This window comes from Halomonas sp. LS-001 (genome assembly GCF_052983955.1).
Genome location: NZ_CM129816.1, coordinates 834,945 through 855,899, shown reverse-complemented (window position 1 = coordinate 855,899; position 20,955 = coordinate 834,945). Strand labels below are relative to the sequence as shown.

The 20,955-nt window shown below is 54.8% G+C and carries 16 protein-coding genes; 1 reads left to right on the top strand and 15 read right to left on the bottom strand.

Features of this window, described 5'->3' with window-relative positions; genetic code table 11:
* Nucleotides 1-44: 44 nt before the first annotated feature.
* The 4 genes from ACU6TU_RS03730 to rho all read right to left on the bottom strand — a co-directional run bounded on the left by ACU6TU_RS03730 (nucleotide 45) and on the right by rho (nucleotide 3,936).
* Nucleotides 45-173, bottom strand: coding sequence for a hypothetical protein (locus tag ACU6TU_RS03730; RefSeq protein WP_447143244.1), 129 nt, complete (start codon nucleotides 171-173; stop codon nucleotides 45-47).
* Between the two features lie 101 nt (nucleotides 174-274).
* On the bottom strand, nucleotides 275-1,009 hold the full coding sequence (locus ACU6TU_RS03725) for an NAD(P)H-flavin reductase (protein WP_447143243.1): 735 nt from the start codon (nucleotides 1,007-1,009) through the stop codon (nucleotides 275-277).
* Nucleotides 1,010-1,084: 75 nt separating this feature from the next.
* Entirely contained in the window at nucleotides 1,085-2,584 is a 1,500-nt protein-coding gene (gene ubiD, locus ACU6TU_RS03720; RefSeq protein WP_447143242.1) for a 4-hydroxy-3-polyprenylbenzoate decarboxylase, read from the bottom strand.
* Nucleotides 2,585-2,676: 92 nt separating this feature from the next.
* Nucleotides 2,677-3,936, bottom strand: a complete 1,260-nt coding sequence (gene rho / locus ACU6TU_RS03715; protein ID WP_447143241.1) for a transcription termination factor Rho — start codon at nucleotides 3,934-3,936, stop codon at nucleotides 2,677-2,679.
* Nucleotides 3,937-4,716: 780 nt separating this feature from the next.
* Between rho and ppx the strand changes: the two genes are divergently transcribed.
* On the top strand, nucleotides 4,717-6,168 hold the full coding sequence (gene ppx / locus ACU6TU_RS03710) for an exopolyphosphatase (protein WP_447144170.1): 1,452 nt from the start codon (nucleotides 4,717-4,719) through the stop codon (nucleotides 6,166-6,168).
* A 6-nt stretch (nucleotides 6,169-6,174) separates the two neighbouring features.
* Here the strand turns inward: ppx and tilS are convergent, their stop codons facing one another.
* The 11 genes from tilS to rseP form a co-directional block, all read right to left on the bottom strand.
* Nucleotides 6,175-7,575 (bottom strand): tRNA lysidine(34) synthetase TilS, encoded by a 1,401-nt coding sequence (tilS, locus tag ACU6TU_RS03705; RefSeq protein WP_447143240.1) that lies wholly within the window; start codon nucleotides 7,573-7,575, stop codon nucleotides 6,175-6,177.
* A complete protein-coding gene (gene accA / locus ACU6TU_RS03700; protein ID WP_447143239.1) occupies nucleotides 7,556-8,512 on the bottom strand; it encodes an acetyl-CoA carboxylase carboxyl transferase subunit alpha in 957 nt (318 codons plus the stop codon). Before accA ends, tilS begins: the two co-directional genes overlap by 20 nt.
* 148 nt (nucleotides 8,513-8,660) lie before the next feature.
* Entirely contained in the window at nucleotides 8,661-12,161 is a 3,501-nt protein-coding gene (gene dnaE / locus ACU6TU_RS03695) for a DNA polymerase III subunit alpha (RefSeq protein WP_447143238.1), read from the bottom strand.
* A 69-nt stretch (nucleotides 12,162-12,230) separates the two neighbouring features.
* Nucleotides 12,231-12,872 (bottom strand): ribonuclease HII, encoded by a 642-nt coding sequence (rnhB, locus tag ACU6TU_RS03690; RefSeq protein WP_447143237.1) that lies wholly within the window; start codon nucleotides 12,870-12,872, stop codon nucleotides 12,231-12,233.
* Nucleotides 12,865-14,040: a lipid-A-disaccharide synthase gene (lpxB, locus tag ACU6TU_RS03685; protein ID WP_447143236.1), complete on the bottom strand. Its 1,176-nt coding sequence runs from the start codon at nucleotides 14,038-14,040 to the stop codon at nucleotides 12,865-12,867. Before lpxB ends, rnhB begins: the two co-directional genes overlap by 8 nt.
* Before the next feature lie 25 nt (nucleotides 14,041-14,065).
* Nucleotides 14,066-14,833 carry an acyl-ACP--UDP-N-acetylglucosamine O-acyltransferase gene (gene lpxA, locus ACU6TU_RS03680; RefSeq protein ID WP_447143235.1) on the bottom strand — a complete coding sequence of 256 codons (768 nt, stop codon included), beginning with the start codon at nucleotides 14,831-14,833 and terminating at the stop codon, nucleotides 14,066-14,068.
* Nucleotides 14,830-15,273, bottom strand: coding sequence for a 3-hydroxyacyl-ACP dehydratase FabZ (gene fabZ / locus ACU6TU_RS03675; RefSeq protein ID WP_447143234.1), 444 nt, complete (start codon nucleotides 15,271-15,273; stop codon nucleotides 14,830-14,832). Before fabZ ends, lpxA begins: the two co-directional genes overlap by 4 nt.
* A gap of 132 nt (nucleotides 15,274-15,405) precedes the next feature.
* Nucleotides 15,406-16,446 (bottom strand): UDP-3-O-(3-hydroxymyristoyl)glucosamine N-acyltransferase, encoded by a 1,041-nt coding sequence (lpxD, locus tag ACU6TU_RS03670; RefSeq protein WP_447143233.1) that lies wholly within the window; start codon nucleotides 16,444-16,446, stop codon nucleotides 15,406-15,408.
* 54 nt (nucleotides 16,447-16,500) lie between these two features.
* Complete coding sequence (locus ACU6TU_RS03665) at nucleotides 16,501-17,010, bottom strand: OmpH family outer membrane protein (RefSeq protein ID WP_447143232.1); 510 nt, start codon at nucleotides 17,008-17,010, stop codon at nucleotides 16,501-16,503.
* Between the two features lie 117 nt (nucleotides 17,011-17,127).
* Complete coding sequence (bamA, locus tag ACU6TU_RS03660) at nucleotides 17,128-19,470, bottom strand: outer membrane protein assembly factor BamA (protein WP_447143231.1); 2,343 nt, start codon at nucleotides 19,468-19,470, stop codon at nucleotides 17,128-17,130.
* 103 nt (nucleotides 19,471-19,573) lie between these two features.
* Complete coding sequence (gene rseP / locus ACU6TU_RS03655; RefSeq protein ID WP_447143230.1) at nucleotides 19,574-20,935, bottom strand: RIP metalloprotease RseP; 1,362 nt, start codon at nucleotides 20,933-20,935, stop codon at nucleotides 19,574-19,576.
* Nucleotides 20,936-20,955 lie beyond the last annotated feature (20 nt).

The following is a 20,955-nucleotide window of genomic DNA, read 5'->3' as shown; positions in this document are numbered from 1 at the left end:
CGTTGACAAGCCTCTAAGGCGTTTGACGACTGACACCCAGAACATTAGCCGGTGAATAGCTGATACCAGCCAATGGTCGCAGGCAACGCACTCATGCTTACCAGAACGATCAATCCCATAATGATAGACAGAAAACCGGAGCTGTCTTTGAAGTTTTCGTCGTCGTGGGCCATGTTGGCCTCCTTGATATTATTGAGTCAGGGGGAATGCAACAAGTGGCATTTTACCGGATCGTCATCGCCGCGACGAGTCATACGATTTTCTCAATACACCATTAACGCGGCGCGTAAGCAAATACATCGGAAAACACCCGCGAATCTTCAAGCCCTTTCGTCGACAGAGCATCCAGGCTGGCGTAAACCATACCGGGAGAACCCGAGAGATAAACGTCGCAGTCTTGCGGCGCCAGATCAGCAGCGGCCAGCACTTCGTCGATACGCCCCTGATGATGATAAATGCGCTCACTTGATGTCATTGCTTCCTGCAGCGGCATTTCAGTCACAGCATGAAAAGACACGTTGGCGTGATCAAGCGCCCATTGGCAGGCCAACGGCTCCAGGTAAAAATCACGATGTTCACGGGCCGCCCACCACAATGAAATTTCACGCTCGGGCTGATGCTCCAGCACGGACTCAATGATGGCTTTCATTTGAGAAAACCCGGTGCCTGCTGCCACTAGCAATAATGGGCGCTGACTTTCTCTGTCAAGGACGCAGTCGCCGCCAGGAAGACGAACCGTCAGCTGATTCGCCACCTGCAACAGTTCGCGTAAACGCGCAGAGTTGTCCCGTTCCGGCCAGTGCTGAATGTGTAGTTCAAGTATGCCGTCACCGTGTTCGGCACTGGCAATCGAGAAAGGCACCCAGGTCTGCTCGTCCAGACTCAGCTCAAGATATTGTCCAGGGGCATGACGCATGGCTTCCGCCCGCCCTTGCAATGTGACCCCGAACACGTCGGGATTCAGGTCTTCTACCTCGGTCACCTGGCACGTCAAGGTCCTTGCGCTCATGAAAGCCTCATATTGTCTGTCTTTCGAAAATCAATCCGCTGTTTCAAGTACTGTCTTAAGTACCGTCTCAAATACTTATTCGCTGCCTTTACGGGCGGCGGGCAATGGAATACCGATGCCTAGCGTTTCCCAACGCTCATCCACCCGGGCTTTGACCGCCTCATCCATGGCGATAGGCTGGCCCCATTCGCGATCCGTTTCGCCCGGCCATTTATTGGTCGCATCCCAGCCCATTTTTGACCCTAGCCCTGACACAGGGGAGGCAAAGTCGAGATAATCGATCGGGGTATTTTCTACAATCACGGTATCACGAGCCGGGTCCATGCGCGTGGTCATTGCCCAGATCACATCTTCCCAGTTGCGGGCGTTGACGTCATCATCCAGCACAATCACAAACTTGGTGTACATGAACTGGCGCAAAAAGCTCCAGACTCCCATCATTACGCGCTTGGCGTGGCCAGGGTACTGCTTTTTCATCGTCACTACCGCCATCCGGTAGGAACAGCCTTCCGGCGGCAGATAGAAATCCACGATTTCGGGGAACTGCTTGCGCAGAATAGGCACGAAGACTTCGTTAAGCGCAACGCCCAGAATGGCGGGTTCGTCCGGCGGGCGGCCGGTATAAGTGGAGTGGTAAATCGCATCACGGCGCATGGTCATCCGTGTGACGGTAAATACCGGAAAGTCATCCACTTCATTGTAATAGCCGGTATGGTCACCAAACGGCCCTTCGGGTGCCATATCGTCGGGGTAAATGAACCCTTCGAGAATAATTTCGGCAGACGCCGGGACTTCCAGATCCGCATGGCCACAGGCCACTAGCTCAGTGCGTGAACCACGTAAAAGGCCAGCAAAGGCGTATTCCGACAGCGTGTCGGGAACCGGTGTCACTGCGCCCAGGATGGTGGCGGGGTCTGCCCCTAACGCGACCGCGACGGGAAACGGCTCGCCGGGATGCGCTTTCTGGAATTCCTGAAAATCCAGCGCGCCACCGCGATGCGACAGCCAGCGCATGATCAGACGGTTTCTGGCGATTTTCTGCTGGCGATAAATCCCCAGGTTCTGGCGCTTCTTGTGTGGGCCTTTGGTCACCACTAACGCCCAGGTCACCAGCGGAGCCGCATCACCCGGCCAGCAATGCTGGATGGGAAGCTGGTCGAGATTGACGTCATCCCCTTCGTAAACCACTTCCTGAACGGGGGCACGTTTGACAACCTTTGGCCCCATGCTTAATACCTGTTTGAAAATCGGCAGCTTGGACCAGGCATCCCTGAGCCCTTTTGGCGGATCAGGTTCCTTGAGAAAAGCCAACAATTTACCGACTTCCTGCAAGGCTTCGACGGAGTCTTCACCCATGCCCAGCGCTACCCGTTCGGGCGTGCCGAACAGGTTACCCAGTAGCGGCATGGAATGACCTTTGACGTTCTCGAACAGCAACGCCGGGCCACCGGCACGCAACGTACGATCACAGATTTCGGTCACTTCCAGATAAGGATCCACTTCCGCGCTGATACGCTTGAGTTCTCCCCGCGCTTCAAGCGCGGAAATAAAGTCACGTAAATCGTGGTATTTCAAGGCATATATCCCGTGGCTGTCTTCCCGTTCAAGGGCTACGGTGAAAACGACGTTGTCTGAAAGGCAACGACGCTTTCCTCCATGATGGGTCGTTAACGACGCTTCATGGCTTCAAAAAATTCAAGGTTGGTTTTGGTGTCCTTGAGGCGATCGATCAGAAACTCGGTGGCAGCAACATCTTCCATCGGGTTTAGCAGCTTGCGCAGAATCCACATTCGCTGCATTTCGTCCTCAGTGGCAATCAGATCTTCACGCCGGGTGCCGCTGCGACGGATATTGATCGCCGGGAACACGCGCTTCTCAGCCAGTTTACGGTCGAGATGCGCTTCCATGTTACCGGTGCCTTTAAATTCTTCGAAGATGACTTCATCCATCTTGGAACCGGTATCGACCAGAGCTGTGGCAATAATCGTCAGGCTGCCGCCCTCTTCGATATTACGCGCAGCACCGAAGAAGCGCTTGGGCTTCTCAAGGGCATGGGCGTCAACACCACCGGTCAGCACCTTTCCAGAGCTGGGTACAACCGTATTGTAGGCACGCGCCAGACGGGTAATGGAGTCGAGCAGAATCACCACGTCTTTTTTGTGTTCCACCAGGCGCTTGGCCTTTTCGATCACCATTTCGGCAACCTGAACGTGACGGGCTGGCGGCTCATCGAAGGTTGAGGCAACCACCTCACCGCGCACGGTACGTGACATTTCCGTCACTTCTTCCGGGCGCTCATCGATCAGCAGCACGATCAGGTGGCACTCAGGGTTGTTGCGTGTGATAGAGGTTGCAATATTCTGCAACATCAATGTCTTACCCGCTTTTGGTGGCGAGACGAGCAGACCACGCTGACCTTTACCAATCGGTGCGGCCAGATCAATGATGCGTGACGTCAGATCCTCCGTCGAACCATTGCCGATTTCCATGTGCATGCGCTCATCAGGAAATAGCGGCGTCAGGTTTTCGAACAGAATCTTATGCTTGGCGTTTTCCGGGCGGTCAAAGTTGATCTGGCTGACCTTGAGCAGCGCAAAATACCGTTCGCCATCTTTCGGCGGACGTATTTTGCCAGCAATGGAATCACCTTTACGCAGGTTGAATCGGCGAATTTGCGAGGGCGAGACATAAATGTCGTCAGGCCCGGCGAGATAGGAACTGTCCGCGCTACGCAGAAAGCCGAAGCCATCCTGGAGGATTTCCAGCACACCGTCGCCATAGATATCCTCGCCACTTTTGGCGTGTTTTTTGAGGATGGCGAAGATGATGTCCTGCTTGCGCGAACGAGCGAGGTTGTCGATGCCCATTTCGCGGGCAAGATCGAGTAGCTCGGGGACGGTTTTTTGCTTGAGTTCAGTGAGATTCATCGGTGTGTTCGAACGTTGCTCATGAAAGCTGGGCGCCAGGCGCCGGGAATAAGAAAGGAGGCATGGTCACGACATTATCAAAACGTCGTTAGTTGCGTTCAGACCCCGGTGGGCACACGCTCTGCAGATCTGCTGAACCGGTATGGCCATGTTCAACGTTTGAGCGTTATCGCTTGTGATCTGGTTGCGATATGTTTTCGATTCATTATTCCAGAAAGCAATGTATGAACAATGACAATGTGAAAACGGGGTAAAGCAAAACCAGCGGGCAATCTGACGACTTGGACATCGGGATGGTTCTATGCTGAGTCGATAGAACCTAACTTTATAAAATCCAGGCCTATAAAGTCTAAGCCTATAAAATCCAGGTCAATGAAATCAAGGCTCATAAAAATCCTGAGCCAATACGACCTGAGGCATTGGAAGCGAATCTATATTTTGAATTGCGACATTGTGAATTGCGACTTAACTGAGTTCATCCAACGATTATTATTAAATGAAATCCTAAGGCAATAAGGCAATTCATTAGTTCGCATCATGCCAACAACTCGATGGTAGTCAAGCGCCAGCATAAACGCAAGCCCTGGGAGCCAGGCAATTGACAACGAGCAACGAGCGCCGCAACCTTGGCACAGCCAACTTGAAGGATGACTCATGTCCAAGGAACTTTCGCTTTCAACAACACCACTTTCCACCAAGCCGGTTTTAACGACCTCGTCATCAACATCGACACTTTCCGTCGCTAATGGTAGCGAGCCCCGGCGTCTCGCTGCCATTGATATGGGGTCGAACAGTTTCCACCTGCTGGTCGCTAATTATCAGAACGAGCGACTTCAGGTGGTCGCCCGACTGGGGGAAAAGGTACAGCTGGCCGCCGGCCTTGATGAAGAAGGCAACCTCAGCGAAGAGGCCATGCAGCGTGCCTTGGACTGCCTGGGTCGCTTTGCCCCTTTTCTCAACGATATTGACGAGCCGCATATACGGATTGTGGGCACCAATGCCTTGCGTGACGCTCATAACAGTCAGGCATTTATTGACCGTGCTGAAGCGCAGCTGGGCCAATCGATCGAGATTATTGCTGGCCGTGAAGAAGCCCGTCTGATTTATCTGGGGGCGGCCCATGCCCTGGCAGAAACAGGGCGGCGACTGATCGTTGATATTGGCGGCGGCTCCACCGAATTTATTATCGGTGAAGACTTCGAGCCCAAGGCGTTAGAAAGCCTGCGTATGGGTTGCGTCACCTTTTCAAGGCGCTTTTTCCCAGACGGTGAACTCACCGAAAAACGCATGCGTAAGGCTGAGCTGGCCGCGCTTTCCGAGCTGGCCAATATCCAGCGCCCCTATCTTCGCCTGGGCTGGGAAGATCCAGTAGGGTCGAGTGGCACTATCAAGGCAGCGGCTAATGTCCTGCATACCTATGGCGACACATTTCAGGAAGGGGTGATTACCCGCACGGGGCTTAAAAAGCTGCGTGACAGGATTCTGAAATGCAAACACGTTGATAAAGTCGCACTCGACGGGCTTAAAGCTGACCGCGCCAAGGTATTCCCGGCAGGTATTGCCATTCTCAACGCCGTTTTCGAAGCCTTCGACCTGACTCAGATGCGCTTTGCTGACGGCGCCTTGAGGGAGGGGGTGCTCTACGATATGGCGGGGCGCAATAGCGCCGAAGATTCACGCCTCAAGACGCTGGAGTTCCTCAGGCGTTGCTATGACGTTGATAATCGCCAGGCAGACAACGTCGCTCATACCGCCGCCAATCTTTTCGCACAGATCAAAGATGACTGGCAACTGAGCGACAACCATGGCCGGTACCTGTGCTGGGCCAGCGAGGTTCATGAAATTGGCTTGGCGATTTCCCATAGCCAGTTCCACCGCCATGGCGCTTACCTTCTTGAACATTCGGATCTATCAGGTTTTTCGCGCCCGGAACAACGCTTACTGGCATTTCTGGTACGTGCTCACCGGCGCAAATTTCCCATCAAGGAATGGCAGGCACTACCGGCTTCACAGCAAAAAAGCGCGGCCAGACTGGCGCGTCTGCTTCGCCTGAGTGTCATTCTCAACCATTCGCGCCCTGAGACCCCACCAGCCATACCTGTACTGGAGGCAAAGGACGATACGCTGCTCATACGACTTGATCATCACGAAGAACCAACCTTGCTCAGTACGGATCTTGAACAGGAGCAGACTTTCACGCAGGCCGCCGGTTTTACGCTGCAACTCTGTTAGCAGGTTTCAACGACGCAACACCGTCCACCCGGCAGCGACCCAATAATAGCCGGTGGGCGGATGAAAGGCAGCGACACATTCCTGTCGCTCGCCTTGCCTTTCGTCCTGCCTCTCATCTTTCTCAGGCACCCACCAAACCACGACGACGCGATCTCGCTCCCAGGGGGGCAACCGAGCCTCCTGAAGTAAGCGTTTCAGGTCACGCCGCCCGCGCTTGGCCAGCGTCAGCTTCTCCCCGCCTCGCCGCCAGGTGACGTTCAAGGTACCGGCAGAGAGATCTGAGTGCTCTGCCATAATGCTTAATGACAGCACTCCCAGCGGCGTCTCCAATGGAGCCTCCCCGTTCCAGCGAGAGTGCCATTGGTGATCAATGCTTTTTCCAGTACTTTCTCTAGTACTTTCTCTAGTACTTTTTTCAGTACCTTCTTCAATACATTCTGTCCGGCCTTGCAGATAAAGCGTTTTCTGCCATATCCGTGCTTCAGCGCCTGGCCATGTCACTTCCACCTGGGCGTCGTAAGCCGCCGTAAACTGTTTAAGAAGGTTTTCCAGCCGCCTGGCAGGCGGCGTTGGCAACCCTAGCCGCTGGCACTCCGTTCGCACCAACAGCCGCTGACGCGCCAGTGGACGCTTCTGCAAAGCAGCAACGTCCAGCAACCCTTGGCGAGTGCGTATTGTTGCCAACTCTTCCAGCGCGTAATCGGTCAACAGCGTATCGGCCTCAGCCGCGCGTGAGGCGACATTGGCCAATTGCTTCCTCACGCTTGCCCAGCGTGTTTCCAGCACAGGCAAGACGCGATGGCGCAGGAAATTGCGATCAGCGTCACACTGCGCATTGGTCGGGTCGTCTACCCAGTCAAGATGAAGGCTTTCCGCGACCTGGCGTAATGCCTGCTGGTCAACCGTCAGCCACGGCCGTACAAGCGTCAAATGGCGGGACTGGCGCTTTTGTGGCATGGCGGCAAGACCACGCAAGCCACTGCCACGCAGAGCCGCCAGTAACAGGGTTTCTGCCTGATCATCCTGATGCTGCGCCAGCCACAGCACATCCCCTGGCGGCAGGTGGTCCGCAAACGCCGCATAACGTGCCTCACGCGCGGCGGCTTCGACCCCTTTTCCATGATCAATATCACAGGTGACGCGGACCACCTTCAGCGGCACTTTCAGACGCTGGCACAAAGCCTCACAGTGCTGTTCGAATGAAGCGGCTGCGTCCTGCAGCCCATGGTTGACATGAATGGCCGCCATCGGTGTATCGGCTCGCTGGCAGGCTTCCGCCGCCAGAGTCAACAGCAGACTGGAATCCAGCCCGCCGGAAAGTGCCACCCAAACACGACGCCCCGGTGGAAAATCCACCAGGGCGTCATCAAGCAGGGTTGAGAGAGCGTTACGCGGCAGGGGCGCCATAGCTCATCAGTCGCTCATAGCGGCGCGCCAGCAAGGCGTCAGTATCCAGCGCCTGAAGGCGTTCAAGGCTTTGTGTCAGCGCTTCTTTGACCCGCGAAGAGGTATCAATCGGGTGGCGATGCGCGCCACCCAGCGGCTCCTTGATCAAGGAATCAACAAAACCAAGCTCTTTGAGTCGTTCAGCGGTAATACCCATCGCCTGGGCGGCATCGGAGGCTTTCTCCGCGCTCTTCCACAGAATTGAGGCGCAGCCTTCCGGCGAAATGACCGAATATGTCGAATACTGCAGCATGTGCAGCTCATCGCAAACGCCAATCGCCAGCGCTCCACCGGAGCCGCCCTCACCTACCACGGTCGAGATAATTGGCGTTTTCAGGCGCGACATGACAGCCAGATTGTAGGCAATGGCTTCTGACTGACCACGTTCCTCAGCATCAATGCCCGGGTAGGCACCTGGCGTATCAATAAACGTCAGGATAGGCATCTTGAAGCGCTCCGCCATTTCCATCAGACGACAGGCCTTGCGATAACCCTCGGGGCGTGGCATGCCAAAATTACGCCGAACCTTTTCTTTGACGTCGCGGCCTTTCTGATGACCGATCACCATCACCGGCTGGTCGTTGAGGCGGGCAATACCGCCTACCAGCGCCGCGTCATCGGCAAAGTTGCGATCCCCATGCAACTCATCAAAATCCGTAAAGATGTGTTCAAGATAGTCCAGCGTATAAGGGCGCTGCGGATGCCGCGAAATCTGCGATACCTGCCAGGGGGTCATGTCCTTGAAAATGGACTCGGTCAGCTTGCGGCTTTTTTCTTCAAGACGCTCAATTTCATCATTGAGGTTCACGTCGTTATCAGAGCTTACCAGGCGTAGCTCTTGAATTTTTGCCTGTAAGTCGGCAATTGGCTGTTCAAAATCGAGATAATTAGGGTTCATCGGCTAAGCCTGTAAAAATTGGGCCTTTCGGATCATGTTTTCATTTATGGCGCATTATCGCACCTTGATCTTGTCACGCAAACTGTCTCAACAGCTATCTCAAAAACTGTATTACAAACTGTCTCACAAACTGTTCAGCGTCTTCACATTAGCGGTAACGCAGCTGCACCCCGACCTGCCCCTGCACATCTTTGAGTGCCAATAACAGGTCATCGCTGGGCGCCACGCACCAGTTTTCGTCGAGCTCCAGCCAGACGCTGGCCTCAGGATGACGATAATGCAGACGTACTGGCAGGCCCTGTTTATCACAATAAGGCGACAGGCTGTGACGCAGCGTTTCCACCAGACGTCCGTTAACCTGCTCTGCATTCAGCGCAACATCTATCGATTCGCCATAACGTACGCGAGCCGTCACCATTGGGGTGACATCTTTGACACGTAGCTTGAGACCGCCAGAGAAATCATCGTTGGCAACTTCGCCTTCCACGATCAACACTTCATCTGACTCAATCTGACCGCGTACCTGATCATAAAGCTCACCAAACAGGGATGCTTCTATGCGGCCTGTGCGGTCATCCAGCGTCAAAAACGCCATGGTATCGCCACGTTTGGATTTCATCGTCCGCACGCCCACGACCAGGCCAGCCACCCTCTGGGGCTCCCGCGAAGGCGAAAGATCAACGATACGCGTGGAAACAAAACGTTTCAGCTCACGCTCATACTCATCAATCGGGTGCCCCGTCAGATAAAGTCCTAACGTCTCTTTTTCACCCGCCAGGCGCTCGCGATCGGTCCACTCGCGTACCTGACGATATTCTGCGTAGACATCGTTGTCTTCTGCGGCTTCAAAGGCATCACCAAACATATCCAGCATTCCCAGATTCTGATTGGTGTGATTCTGTGCCGCCGCCTTCAGCGCGTCTTCCACCGCGGCCGCCAGTACGGCGCGATTAGGCCCAAGATTATCCAGCGCCCCAGAACGAATCAAGGCTTCCAGCGTGCGCTTGTTCATGCGTTTGGGATCGATCCGGCGGCAGAAATCGAACATATCCTTGAACGGCCCTTCTGCCTCTCGGGCGGTCACAATGGCACCGATCGGCCCTTCCCCTACGCCGCGAATTGCGCCGAGGCCGTAAACCACGCGGCCTTGTTCATCCACGGTAAATTTGTAACCACCCACGTTAACATCAGGGGGCGTGACGGTCAGTTTGAGGTGGCGACATTCCTCAATCAGTGGCACGACCTTATCGAGGTTGTCCATTTCAGTGGACATCACCGCCGCCATGAAGGGCCCTGGGTAATGCGCTTTCAGCCAGGCCGTCTGGTAGGACACCAGCGCGTAAGCTGCCGAGTGGGATTTGTTGAAACCATAACCGGCAAACTTTTCTACCAGATCAAAGATATTACCGGCCAGGTCTTTGTCGATGCCATTTTCGGCGCAACCCTCCATGAAGCCGGCGCGCTGTTTGGCCATTTCTTCGGGCTTTTTCTTACCCATGGCACGACGCAGCATATCCGCCTGGCCCAGGGTGTACCCCGCCATGACCTGAGCGATCTGCATGACCTGTTCCTGGTACAGGATAATGCCGTAGGTTGGGCTGAGTACCGGTTTCAGCAGCTCGTGCTGGTAGTCCGGGTGCGGGTAGGAAACTTCCGCGCGGCCGTGTTTACGGTTGATGAAGTCATCGACCATGCCAGACTGCAGCGGCCCAGGGCGGAACAGGGCCACCAGCGCGATCATGTCGTCCAGGGAGTCCGGCAGCAGGCGCTTGATCAGCTCCTTCATGCCGCGTGATTCCAGCTGGAAAACCGCCGTTGTCTCGGCGCGTTTGAGCATCTCAAACGTTGGTTTGTCATCCAGCGGAATGGCATCGATATTCAAGGGGGCCTGATGGTTGACCGCGCGCACCTTATCGACCATTTCCAGCGCCCAGTCGATAATCGTCAGGGTACGCAGACCAAGAAAGTCGAATTTGACCAGCCCGGCTTCTTCAATGTCGTTTTTGTCGAACTGAACCATCAGGCCGGAGCCGTCTTCGTCGCACAACAGCGGGGCGAAATCGGTCAGTTTGGTCGGCGCGATCACGACGCCACCGGCGTGCTTGCCGGTTCCTCGCGTGGTGCCTTCGAGCTTGAGAGCCATTTCCCAGATTTCAGCGGCATCTTCGTCGGCATCAATAAACTCTTTCAGAGCACTTTCCTGCTCAATCGCCTTGGAAAGCGTCATACCGACTTCAAAGGGAATCAGTTTGGAGAGTTTATCACCGAGGGAATAAGGCCGACCCTGGGCGCGGGCCACGTCGCGAACCACCGCTTTGGCGGCCATGGTGCCGAAGGTGACAATCTGCGATACCGCATCACGCCCGTAGCGGTCAGCCACATAATCGATGACCTTATCGCGCTTTTCCATGCAGAAATCCACATCGAAATCGGGCATCGACACACGTTCAGGGTTCAGAAAGCGCTCGAACAGCAGGTCATAGCCAATCGGGTCAAGGTCGGTGATCTTCTGGGCATAGGCCACCAGTGAGCCAGCACCTGAACCACGCCCCGGCCCAACCGGGACCTTGTTATCCTTGGCCCACTGGATGAAGTCCATGACGATCAGAAAGTAGCCTGGGAACCCCATCTGAATAATGATGTTCAGCTCGAAATCGAGACGTTCCCGGTAGCGCTGATCAATGGCCTGATAGGCCTCGCTGTCGCGTGGGTACTCGGCCACGGGAAACAGAAAATCCAGACGCTCGGTCAGGCCATCATGAGAGACCTTGCGGAAGAACTCATCCTGGGTCATGCCGTCAGGAATTTCATATTCGGGCAGGAATATCTCGCCCAGCCGCACATCGACGCTGCAGCGCTTGGCAATCATGACGCTGTTTTCCAGCGCTTCGGGAATATCGGCGAACAGTTCCGCCATTTCTTGCGGGCTTTTCAGGTACTGCTCTTCGGAATACTTGCGCTCACGGCGTGGGTCATCCAGCGCTTTGCCTTCGCCGATGGCGACACGCGTCTCGTGCGCCCAGAAATCTTCACGTTCAAGAAAGCGCACATCGTTGGTGGCAACCACCGGCGTACCGGTATCGATCGCCAGGCGGACACTTTCGTGAACGCAGGCTTCCTCCAGCTGGCGGCCCGTCCGCACCAGCTCAAGATAAAAGCGTTCGGGAAACGCTGCTTGCCATTCGGCCAGCAGCGCCTGGGCATCCGTGTAATGATCGGCCAGCAGGTGGCGGCCAATTTCACCGTCTCGCCCGCCGGATAGCGCAATCAGGCCCTCGCTCTGTTCCAGCACCCAGCGTTTATCGAGAATGGCCCGGCCCTGACGCTGGCCATGCGTCCACCCCTTGGAAATCAACTCGGTGAGATTCAGATAGCCGGTGGCATTCATTGCCAATAGCGTTAACCGGTAAGGATGGGCCTCGTCATGCGGGTTATGCAGCCACAGATCACTGCCAATAATCGGTTTCAGCCCAGCCCCTTGGGCTGCTGTATAGAACTTGACCAGACCAAACAGGTTCGCCTCATCCGTCAGCGCCAGCGCGGGCATTTCCCGCGCCGCTGTGGTCGTGACCAAAGGTTTGAGCTTTACCAGCCCATCGACCAGAGAATATTCGCTATGAAGTCGCAAATGGACAAACGGAACCGTCATGACATTCTCGTATCTGCAATAAGGGTGACTGAGCAAAGGGTGGCTTGCTCATGTTGCGATTAACCGCTGCTATAAAAGCGCCAGCTGCCGCTGAACCGGCGCAAAGCTACGGCGATGCTGTGCTAATGGGCCGTGGGATTCCAGCGCGGCCAGATGTGCCTGAGTCGGATAGCCCTTGTGGCGATCGAAACCGTACATGGGAAAACGCTCGTGCAAGGCCAGCATTTGCGCATCCCGAGTCACTTTGGCCAGAATCGAGGCCGCTGCGATCGACGTATGACGGGCATCACCTTTGACTACGGCCTGCCCCGGCAACGCATGCCCTGGCAGACGGTTACCATCGACCAGCAGATATTCGGCAGCTGGCTGAAGACCGTCAATCGCACGCCGCATGGCCAGATGCGTCGCGTGGTAGATATTCAGCTGGTCTACCTCGGCAGCACTGGCCTCAGCCACGGCAAAAGCTAACGCCTGTTCACGAATCTGAAGAGTCAGGGCGTCACGTTTTTTCGCTGTCAGCTTTTTGGAGTCGGTGAGCCCTGCAATGGGACGCGCCGGATCCAGAATCACTGCCGCCGCAACCACGCTCCCCACCAAAGGGCCGCGCCCGACTTCATCCACACCGGCCAGAAAACGGCCCTGGTAGGGAATATCAATCGGCGGCCACTCTACGGGCGTCTTGCGCACGGCGCGTCTTGATGTTTCAGCCATGAGTCTTCACCTCAGGAAGCGACTCGCCCGCGACGAGGGTTTCAATCGCATCCGCCGCACGCTGGCTGGCATTGCGCTGCAGCTTCTGGTGCATGTCAGCAAAACGCACCTCCAGTGCATGTCGTGCGGCGGCATTTCCCAACAACTGCTCCAGCTGCTCAGCAATCGCGTCGGGCGTGGCGGCATCCTGTATCAGCTCCGGGACGATCCCTTCCTGAGCAATCAGGTTAGGTAGTGAAATCCATTGCGTTTTGACCAGATGCTTCGCTAGCCAGTGGGTGGCAGGCGCCATTTTATATGCCACCAGCATGGGCCGATGACATAGCATCGCTTCCAATGCGGCGGTACCTGAGGTCAACAGCACCACATCGCTGGCCACCATGGCTTCCCTCGCCTGTTCCAGAACCACCAAAACGCGACCCTGTAATGCTGGGAAGTCTTCCAACAATGCGGTTATTTCCTGCGAACGCTGGGCGCTGGCAGCAGGGATTATCACCTGCAGGTCGGTAAAGCGCTTACAGACACGCTCCACCGCTGTCAGAAACGTTGCCCCCATAAAACGGATTTCGTTGGCTCGCGAGCCAGGCAGCAAGGCCAGCACGGGCTTATCCGAGGACAGTTTCAGGGAGCGGCGGGCTTCCTCGCGATCGGTAACCAACGGCATTTCATCCGCCAGTGGGTGCCCGACAAAACTCACCGGGACCTGATGCTGTCGATAGAAGTCGGCTTCAAAGGGTAGCAAAGTCAACATGCCGTCTACGGCACGGGCGATATTTTTGACCCGCCCCTGCCGCCAGGCCCATACCGAAGGGCTAACGTAATGGGCGGTGGTCACGCCGGCATCACGCAGTTTGCGCTCAAGCCCAAGATTGAAATCGGGTGCATCAATGCCGATCATGATGTCCGGCTTCCAGGCAAGCGCATCACTGCACAGCTCACGGCGGACTTTCAGCAATTCGGGAAGATGTTTGAGTACTTCGACAATTCCCATCACAGAGAGGGTTTCAAGTGGGAAGCGGCTTTCCATGCCAAGCCCCACCATGCGCGGGCCGCCGATACCACGAAATTCAATAGATGGATGACGGGCCTGTAATTCGCGGATCAGGCCAGCCCCCAGAATATCGCCAGAGAGCTCACCGGCCACCAGATAAACGCGCTTGATTGTCATTGCTTTGCTCCCTGTCTAGCCGAGGCTAACGCACGATGCCTCGCGCGGAGCGCTCGATAGAGGCAGCAAAATGTTCGACTTCAGGCAGTTGGTAACGCTCACGCATGGCCGTCAGTGCCTGCTCGGTAGTGAGCCCCTGACGGTAGACCAGCTTGTAGGCATCAGACAGAGCACTAAGCGCTTCACGGCTGAATCCTCGACGTTTCAGACCCACCAGATTCAGGCCACGGGCTTCGGCAGGGTTCCCGTTGATCATGATATAAGCGGGCGTATCTTTGGTAATAATCGAGCCGCCGCCAGCCATGGCGTGATCGCCAAAGTGGCAGAACTGATGCACCGCAGCCAGGCCACCCAAAATGGCATGATTTCCAAGGATAACGTGACCTGCCAGTGTTACCTGGTTTGCCAGGATACAGTCATTGCCAATGACACAGTCATGCCCGACATGCACATAGGCCATAAACAGGTTGCGGGAGCCGATTGTGGTTTCTTCACGATCCTGTACGGTACCGCGATGCAATGTCACCCCTTCTCGAATGACATTATCATCGCCCATCACCAGGCGAGTGGGTTCACCGGCGTATTTTTTGTCCTGGCAGTCTTCACCAACAGAAGCAAACTGAAAGATACGCGTTCGTTCACCCAGCACTGTGGGCCCTTTAATCACGACATGAGGGCCAATCACAGAGCCAGCGCCAATCGTTACGTTGGGACCAATCACGCTGAATGGACCAACCTCAACGTCGTCTGCCAGCCGGGCCGCTGGATCAACCAGAGCAGTAGGATGAATCAAGCCACCTTCCTCTCGGCACAAATGATTTCCGCCTCACAGGCAAGCTCTCCGTCAACCGTCGCACGGCAGGCAAACTTCCAGATACCGCGCTTACCACGAATCACGTTGGCTTCAAGCCCCAGTTTATCGCCAGGCATCACAGGGCGTTTGAAACGTACCTTATCGCTTCCTACCAGATAATAAACATAGCCATCCGCGGGTAGTTTATTAACCGTTTTAAAGCCCAGAATACCACACACCTGTGCCAGTGCTTCTATGACTAACACCCCCGGCATAATGGGATGGTGGGGGAAATGTCCATTAAAAAACGGTTCATTGATGCTGACATTCTTGTACGCAACGATGGACTCGCCTTTGGTTAACTGAGTTACCCGATCCACCAGTAAAAAAGGATAACGGTGGGGTAAGTACTCGCGAATCTCGTTAATATCCATGACCATCGTAGCGACCTCTAAATAACAGAAACCCTGAGCGTATACTCAGGTGCGTCCAGCGCTGCCACTGGAAAAAGGCTGAGGATTATAACCTGCAAAAGGAAAGCCTCAACCTTTCAATATGCAGTCAGGCGTCCACTATTTTCTAGCGTTGCCGTTTTTTTCCAGCCTTGCCAGACGTTTGGCAATTTCATCAAGCTGTTTAAAACGCACAGCGTTTTTACGCCACTGATGATTGGCCATCGAGCCGGTACCCGATGAATAAACCCCCGGTTCGTGAATCGAATTGGTGACCAGGCTCATACCTGTTATCTGAACACCATCACACAAGGTTAGATGTCCGGAAAGACCCACACCGCCGCCTAGCATGCAATGTTTGCCTACCCGAGTTGAACCGGCGATACCCACGCATCCTGCCAGAGCGCTGTGGTCACCAATCTGTACGTTGTGAGCAATCTGGACCTGACTGTCAATCTTGACATCATAACCAATCACGGTATCACCCAGTGCTCCGCGATCAATACTGGAACAACTGCCGACCTCAACATCGTCCCCCAACACGACACCACCAAGCTGGGCAATTTTGTGCCACCCGGCACTGTCATGAGCGAAACCAAAACCATCGGCGCCAATCACGCACCCACTGTGTAGAATGACGCGCTTACCAATCACCACACCATGGTACACGGTCACATTGGCATGCAGTCGAGTGTGTTCCCCTAAACGGGTATCCGCGCCGACCACGCTTCCGGGGCCAATGACGACATGATCATCAAGTACAGCGCCAGACTCAACGACCGCATTGGCCTGAATATCGACGCCCTGCCCCAGCGTCACGTTTTCCGCTACCACCGCTGTTGGATGAACACCCGGCTGATGACGCGCAGCCAGTGGATCAAACAGCTGTGATAGCTTGGCATACCCGACATAGGGGTTGGCAATTTCCAGACGCGCAACAGGGCAATGTTCAGCATACTCCGGGTGCAACAGCACAGCTGCAGCCTGAGTCGATGCCAGATCTTTCAGGTAGGCGCGATTAGCCAGAAAGGCTATCTGGTTAGGCATGGCATCCTTTAAGGTTGCCAGCCCCTTAACCTCCACGCCACCGTCTCCCGTGAAAGAGATATCAAGATGGCGTGCGATATCTGCCAGAGTCATTGAATCTTTTGGGTGCGTCATAAAAACCCGGTGTACTGGCGGTGTGGTCAAGCCGCACCTGCGATCGTTAGTCGTTTAGTTCAGCGTGTTGAATATTTCGGTCACTTCATTGGTCAGGTTCGGCAGATCCATGGATGAGTGCAGAACGCCTTGTGGCTCAACCAGAATATCGATGCCATTACGCTCAATCACCTGGTCTACAGCCTGCTCAAGCTTCGGCTCAGCCTGCTGCAGGAAAGCCTGTTCAGAACTCTGCTGCGCCTGCAGAATTTCCTGACGCAGCTGCTGGAAGCGACTGCCTTTCTGCTGCAGCTCACCAATCAGCGACTCACGCTGGGATTGCGACATGCTCTCACCTTCTGCCTGCAAGCGCTGCTGCAGTGACTGTAACTCATTGCCCAGGCTTTGAGCTTCATTCTGCTTGGCACCCACCTGATTTTCCAGCTGGCTGAGAGACGCCTGCGCTGCCTGGGTATTCATCAGGGCAGCCCGCCAGTCCAGAACGGCAACTTCAGCCGCAACAGCAGCCTGAGCAGGCAGAATCATAGCGGCGGAAACGCCCAGAATAGCGATCATTTTACGCATGGTAGTAACTCCTTGTAGATAAGTGCGTCGGTTGAGTGCATCGCTGCATGCAATGACTCGATTTACATTTAGCGACACGGTCGCGCTTGACTCGTTCCATGAACTTATTAGCTAATTTTAAAACGACTGTCCCAGTGAGAACTGGAAGAACTGAGTATCATCACCGGCCTGCTTATCCACCGCTTCAGCAAAGCTGAAGGTCAACGGGCCAACAGGGGTCAACCATGAAAAACCAAGGCCGACACTGGAGCGTAACTCATTAAGATCGACCCCGGACGAGCAGCTTGAGGAACCGGACTCGATTGCATAGCATTCACTCAGAAAGGTGTTACCTACGTCATAAAACACAGACGTCTGAAAGGAATTCTGATCTTCGATAAACGGCAACGGAAAAATAACCTCAGCCGTTCCTTCTACCAGAACGTTACCACCCAGCGTGCCGCTTCGCGAGCTACCAGGCTGCGGAGTCGTGCGCTGCCCCAAGGTGTTGGCAGTGAAGCCACGCACTGAGCCCAGACCACCCGCATAGAAGTTCTCGTAGAAGGGATAAGGGTCGTTACCACCCAGGGTATCCGCATAGCCCAGATTACCGGTGAATTTAAGCGACCATTGATCATCATCATCGATCGGGAATAGCTTCTGGGCTCTTGCCCGCGCCTTATAGTAGCTGGCATCGCTACCGGGGGCGGCCGTCTCGACGGAAATACGCTGATAGTTACCTGCTGTTGGCATGATGCCACGGTTCAGGTTATTACGCGTCCAGCTACCCGTGAGTTTCAGGCTCTGGGCATTATCGCCGACATCATTGACGTACTGAGTAATTTCCTGAGCCGTGTCACGGTAGGTCTTGATGGTAAGATCTTCCAGGCTGGCACCGAAGTTTATCCGAGACAGCTCGCTGATCGGATAGCCAAAGTTGATACCGGCACCGTAAGCATCCGTGGAATAGGTAGAGATATCAGAGTCTTCGTAATCGGTCTCACGATAAAACAGGTTATAACCACGCGAGATGCCATCCATTGTCCAGTACGGGTCGGTAAAGCCGAAGTTAACGCTGGTGAAGGTGTCACTGCGCTGCGCGCCTATATTGACGCGGTTACCCGTTCCCAGAAAATTGCTCTGGGCCAATGACGCACCATAAATGACGCCCGCACTCTGCGAAAAACCAACGCTGGCAGATACCGAACCCGATGGCTGCTCTTCCACTTTATAGGTGACGTCCAGCTGATCAGGCTCACCGGCGACCCGGCGGGTATCCACTTCTACCTGACTAAAAAAGCCCAGACGTTCAAGGCGCAGTCTTGATTGAGCAATGGCATCCGTTGACGCTGGCGCTCCTTCCATCTGGGTCATTTCACGACGCAGCACTTCATCCTGAGTGGTGGTATTACCCACAAACTCAATACGCCGTACGTAAGTCCGCTGGCCGGGCGTGACGCTAATCATTAGGTTGACCGACTCACCATCGTCGTCCAGTTGCGGCAACCCCTGCACTTCGGCAAAGGCAAACCCTTCCGCACCAAGGCGCTGACGAATGGCTTCCGTCGAGGCGTTGAGATCCTGACGCGAGAAAATTTCGCCCTGTTCAATCTGCAGTAACGAGCGCGCTTCGGATTCAGCAATCTGTAACTCACCGCCAAAACTGACCTGACCAACCCGATATTGACGTCCTTCGTTGACGTTGAGGGTAACGAATATCCTGTTTTTTTCCGGCCCGATCGATACCTGGGTCGACGTGACTTCAAAATTCACATAGCCACGATCCAGGTAATAGGAACGAAGCCGTTCAATATCGCCAGCCAGGGCTTCACGTGAGTATTTGTCATCCGAAAAGAGGCCAAAAAAGAACCCGGGCTTATCTTCAAGCTCGAACTGATTCAGTAGCGTCTCATCATCAAACGCTTCATTGCCGACAATATTGATTTGGTGGATTCTGGCAATTTCGCCTTCACGAATATTGATATCAACCTGAACGCGGCCTTCGTCAATCTGATTGACGGTTGTATCGATGCGTGAGCTATAACGCCCCTGAGCCTGATAAACGCCCTCAAGTTCACGCTGAATCTCTTCAAGCGTCGACAACTGCAGGACCTGACCTTCCGACAACCCGGCTTCTTTCAGGCCACGGCGCAGATCAGCGTCGGTAATCTGTTCGTTACCTTCAATATTCAGACGGGCAATAGTGGGACGTTCCACTACCTGAATGACCAGCACATCGCCTTCACGCGCCAGGGAAACGTCATCAAACAGACCGGTTTCAAACAATCGCCGTGCCGCGTCGGCCAGCGTCTGTTCATTTACGGTATCGCTTGCATTGACAGGGAAAGCATTGAAGACCGAAGCAGCAGACACGCGCTGTAGTCCCTCTACACGAATGTCGGAAACGTCAAAAGATTGTGCTTTGGCACTGCTGGCCGCGGCTAGCAGTAAGGCCGCCATCCCTAGTGTTTTGATTTTCATGCAGTCAGTTCACTCGCGTTGGTCTGCCTTTGTTTTTTCCAGACAGGCACCTTATACATTTGTGCAGGGAGATGACAAGTTGACTTGCTCCCTGCACACGTTATTACCACAGGCGCATGAGGTCAAAATAGAGCGCCATGATCATTAATGTACCGACCATTGTAATGCCGATACGAAGCCCGATCGCCTGCGTTTTTTCGGAAACAGGCCGCCCTCGGACCACTTCAATCAGATAATAGAACAGATGCCCACCATCAAGCACCGGGATCGGTAACAGGTTTAATACTGCAAGACTAATCGACAAGTAGGCCATAAAGCCAATAAACGCTTCCAACCCTGCCCGTGCTGAATCGCCGGAAATCTGAGCAATCGTGATCGGGCCTGACAGATTCGAGGGGGAGATCAACCCCACCAACATCTTGCGTATTGCGTCTACGGTCAGTAGCGACATTTCACCCGTTTTGGCGACCGCTTGCCCAACCGCTTCCAGCGGGCCATAGCGGATTTCCCGGCGCATATCTTCCGGCCAGCTAACAGGTTCAGCGCCTGCACCGATATAGCCGATGGCTTCGCCGCCTTCCGCCTGAACATTACGTCCTGGCGTCAGTGTTAACGTCTGTTGACGACCATCACGCTCAACCACCAGCGAAAGCGTTTCCCCTGCGCTGGATCTGATAACACTGACGAACGCCATCCAATCATCCACCGGGCGGTCATTCACCGATATCACTTTATCACCAACCTGCAAACCCGCCTGGTCAGCCGCTTCACCCGCAAGAACCTGACCGATAAGCGCAGGCATCTGCGGACGCCAGGGGGTAAAGCCCAAGGTTTCAAACGGCTGGGGCGGATTCTGGCGAACCAGAAAATCGTCGACCTGCAGGGCATACGTTCGCGGGCTGCTGGATGCTGTCGGGCGCGCTTCAATTTCCAGCACCCCATCATGACCAATCATTGCCACCAGTTTAAGATTGATCTCATCCCACGCGCGTACAGGTTCGTTCTGGATCGCCACAATCTCATCGCCGCGTTCCAGTCCAGCCTCTGCGGCAGGTGAGGAAGGCGTTACATCTCCCACCAGAGGCGCCACTGTTGTGGTTCCCGCAACAAAGATTGCCCAGTAAGCCACAATCGCTAATAGAAAATTCGCCAACGGCCCAGCAGCAACGATCGCAATTCGCTGCCAGACACTTTTGCGATTGAACGCCTGATCCAGCTCATCATCCGGCACAGGGCCTTCACGTTCGTCAAGCATCTTGACGTAACCACCCAGCGGTATGGCTGCCACAGCGAATTCAGTGCCATGGCGATCCACACGAGACCAGAAAGGCTTACCAAAGCCGACAGAGAAACGCAGCACCTTAACGCCGCAGCGACGAGCTACCCAAAAATGGCCAAACTCATGAAACGTCACCAACAAACCCAGGACGACAATCACTGCCAGTATGTTTTGAATCAGGCCCACGTATTTCTCCTCATCCCGTT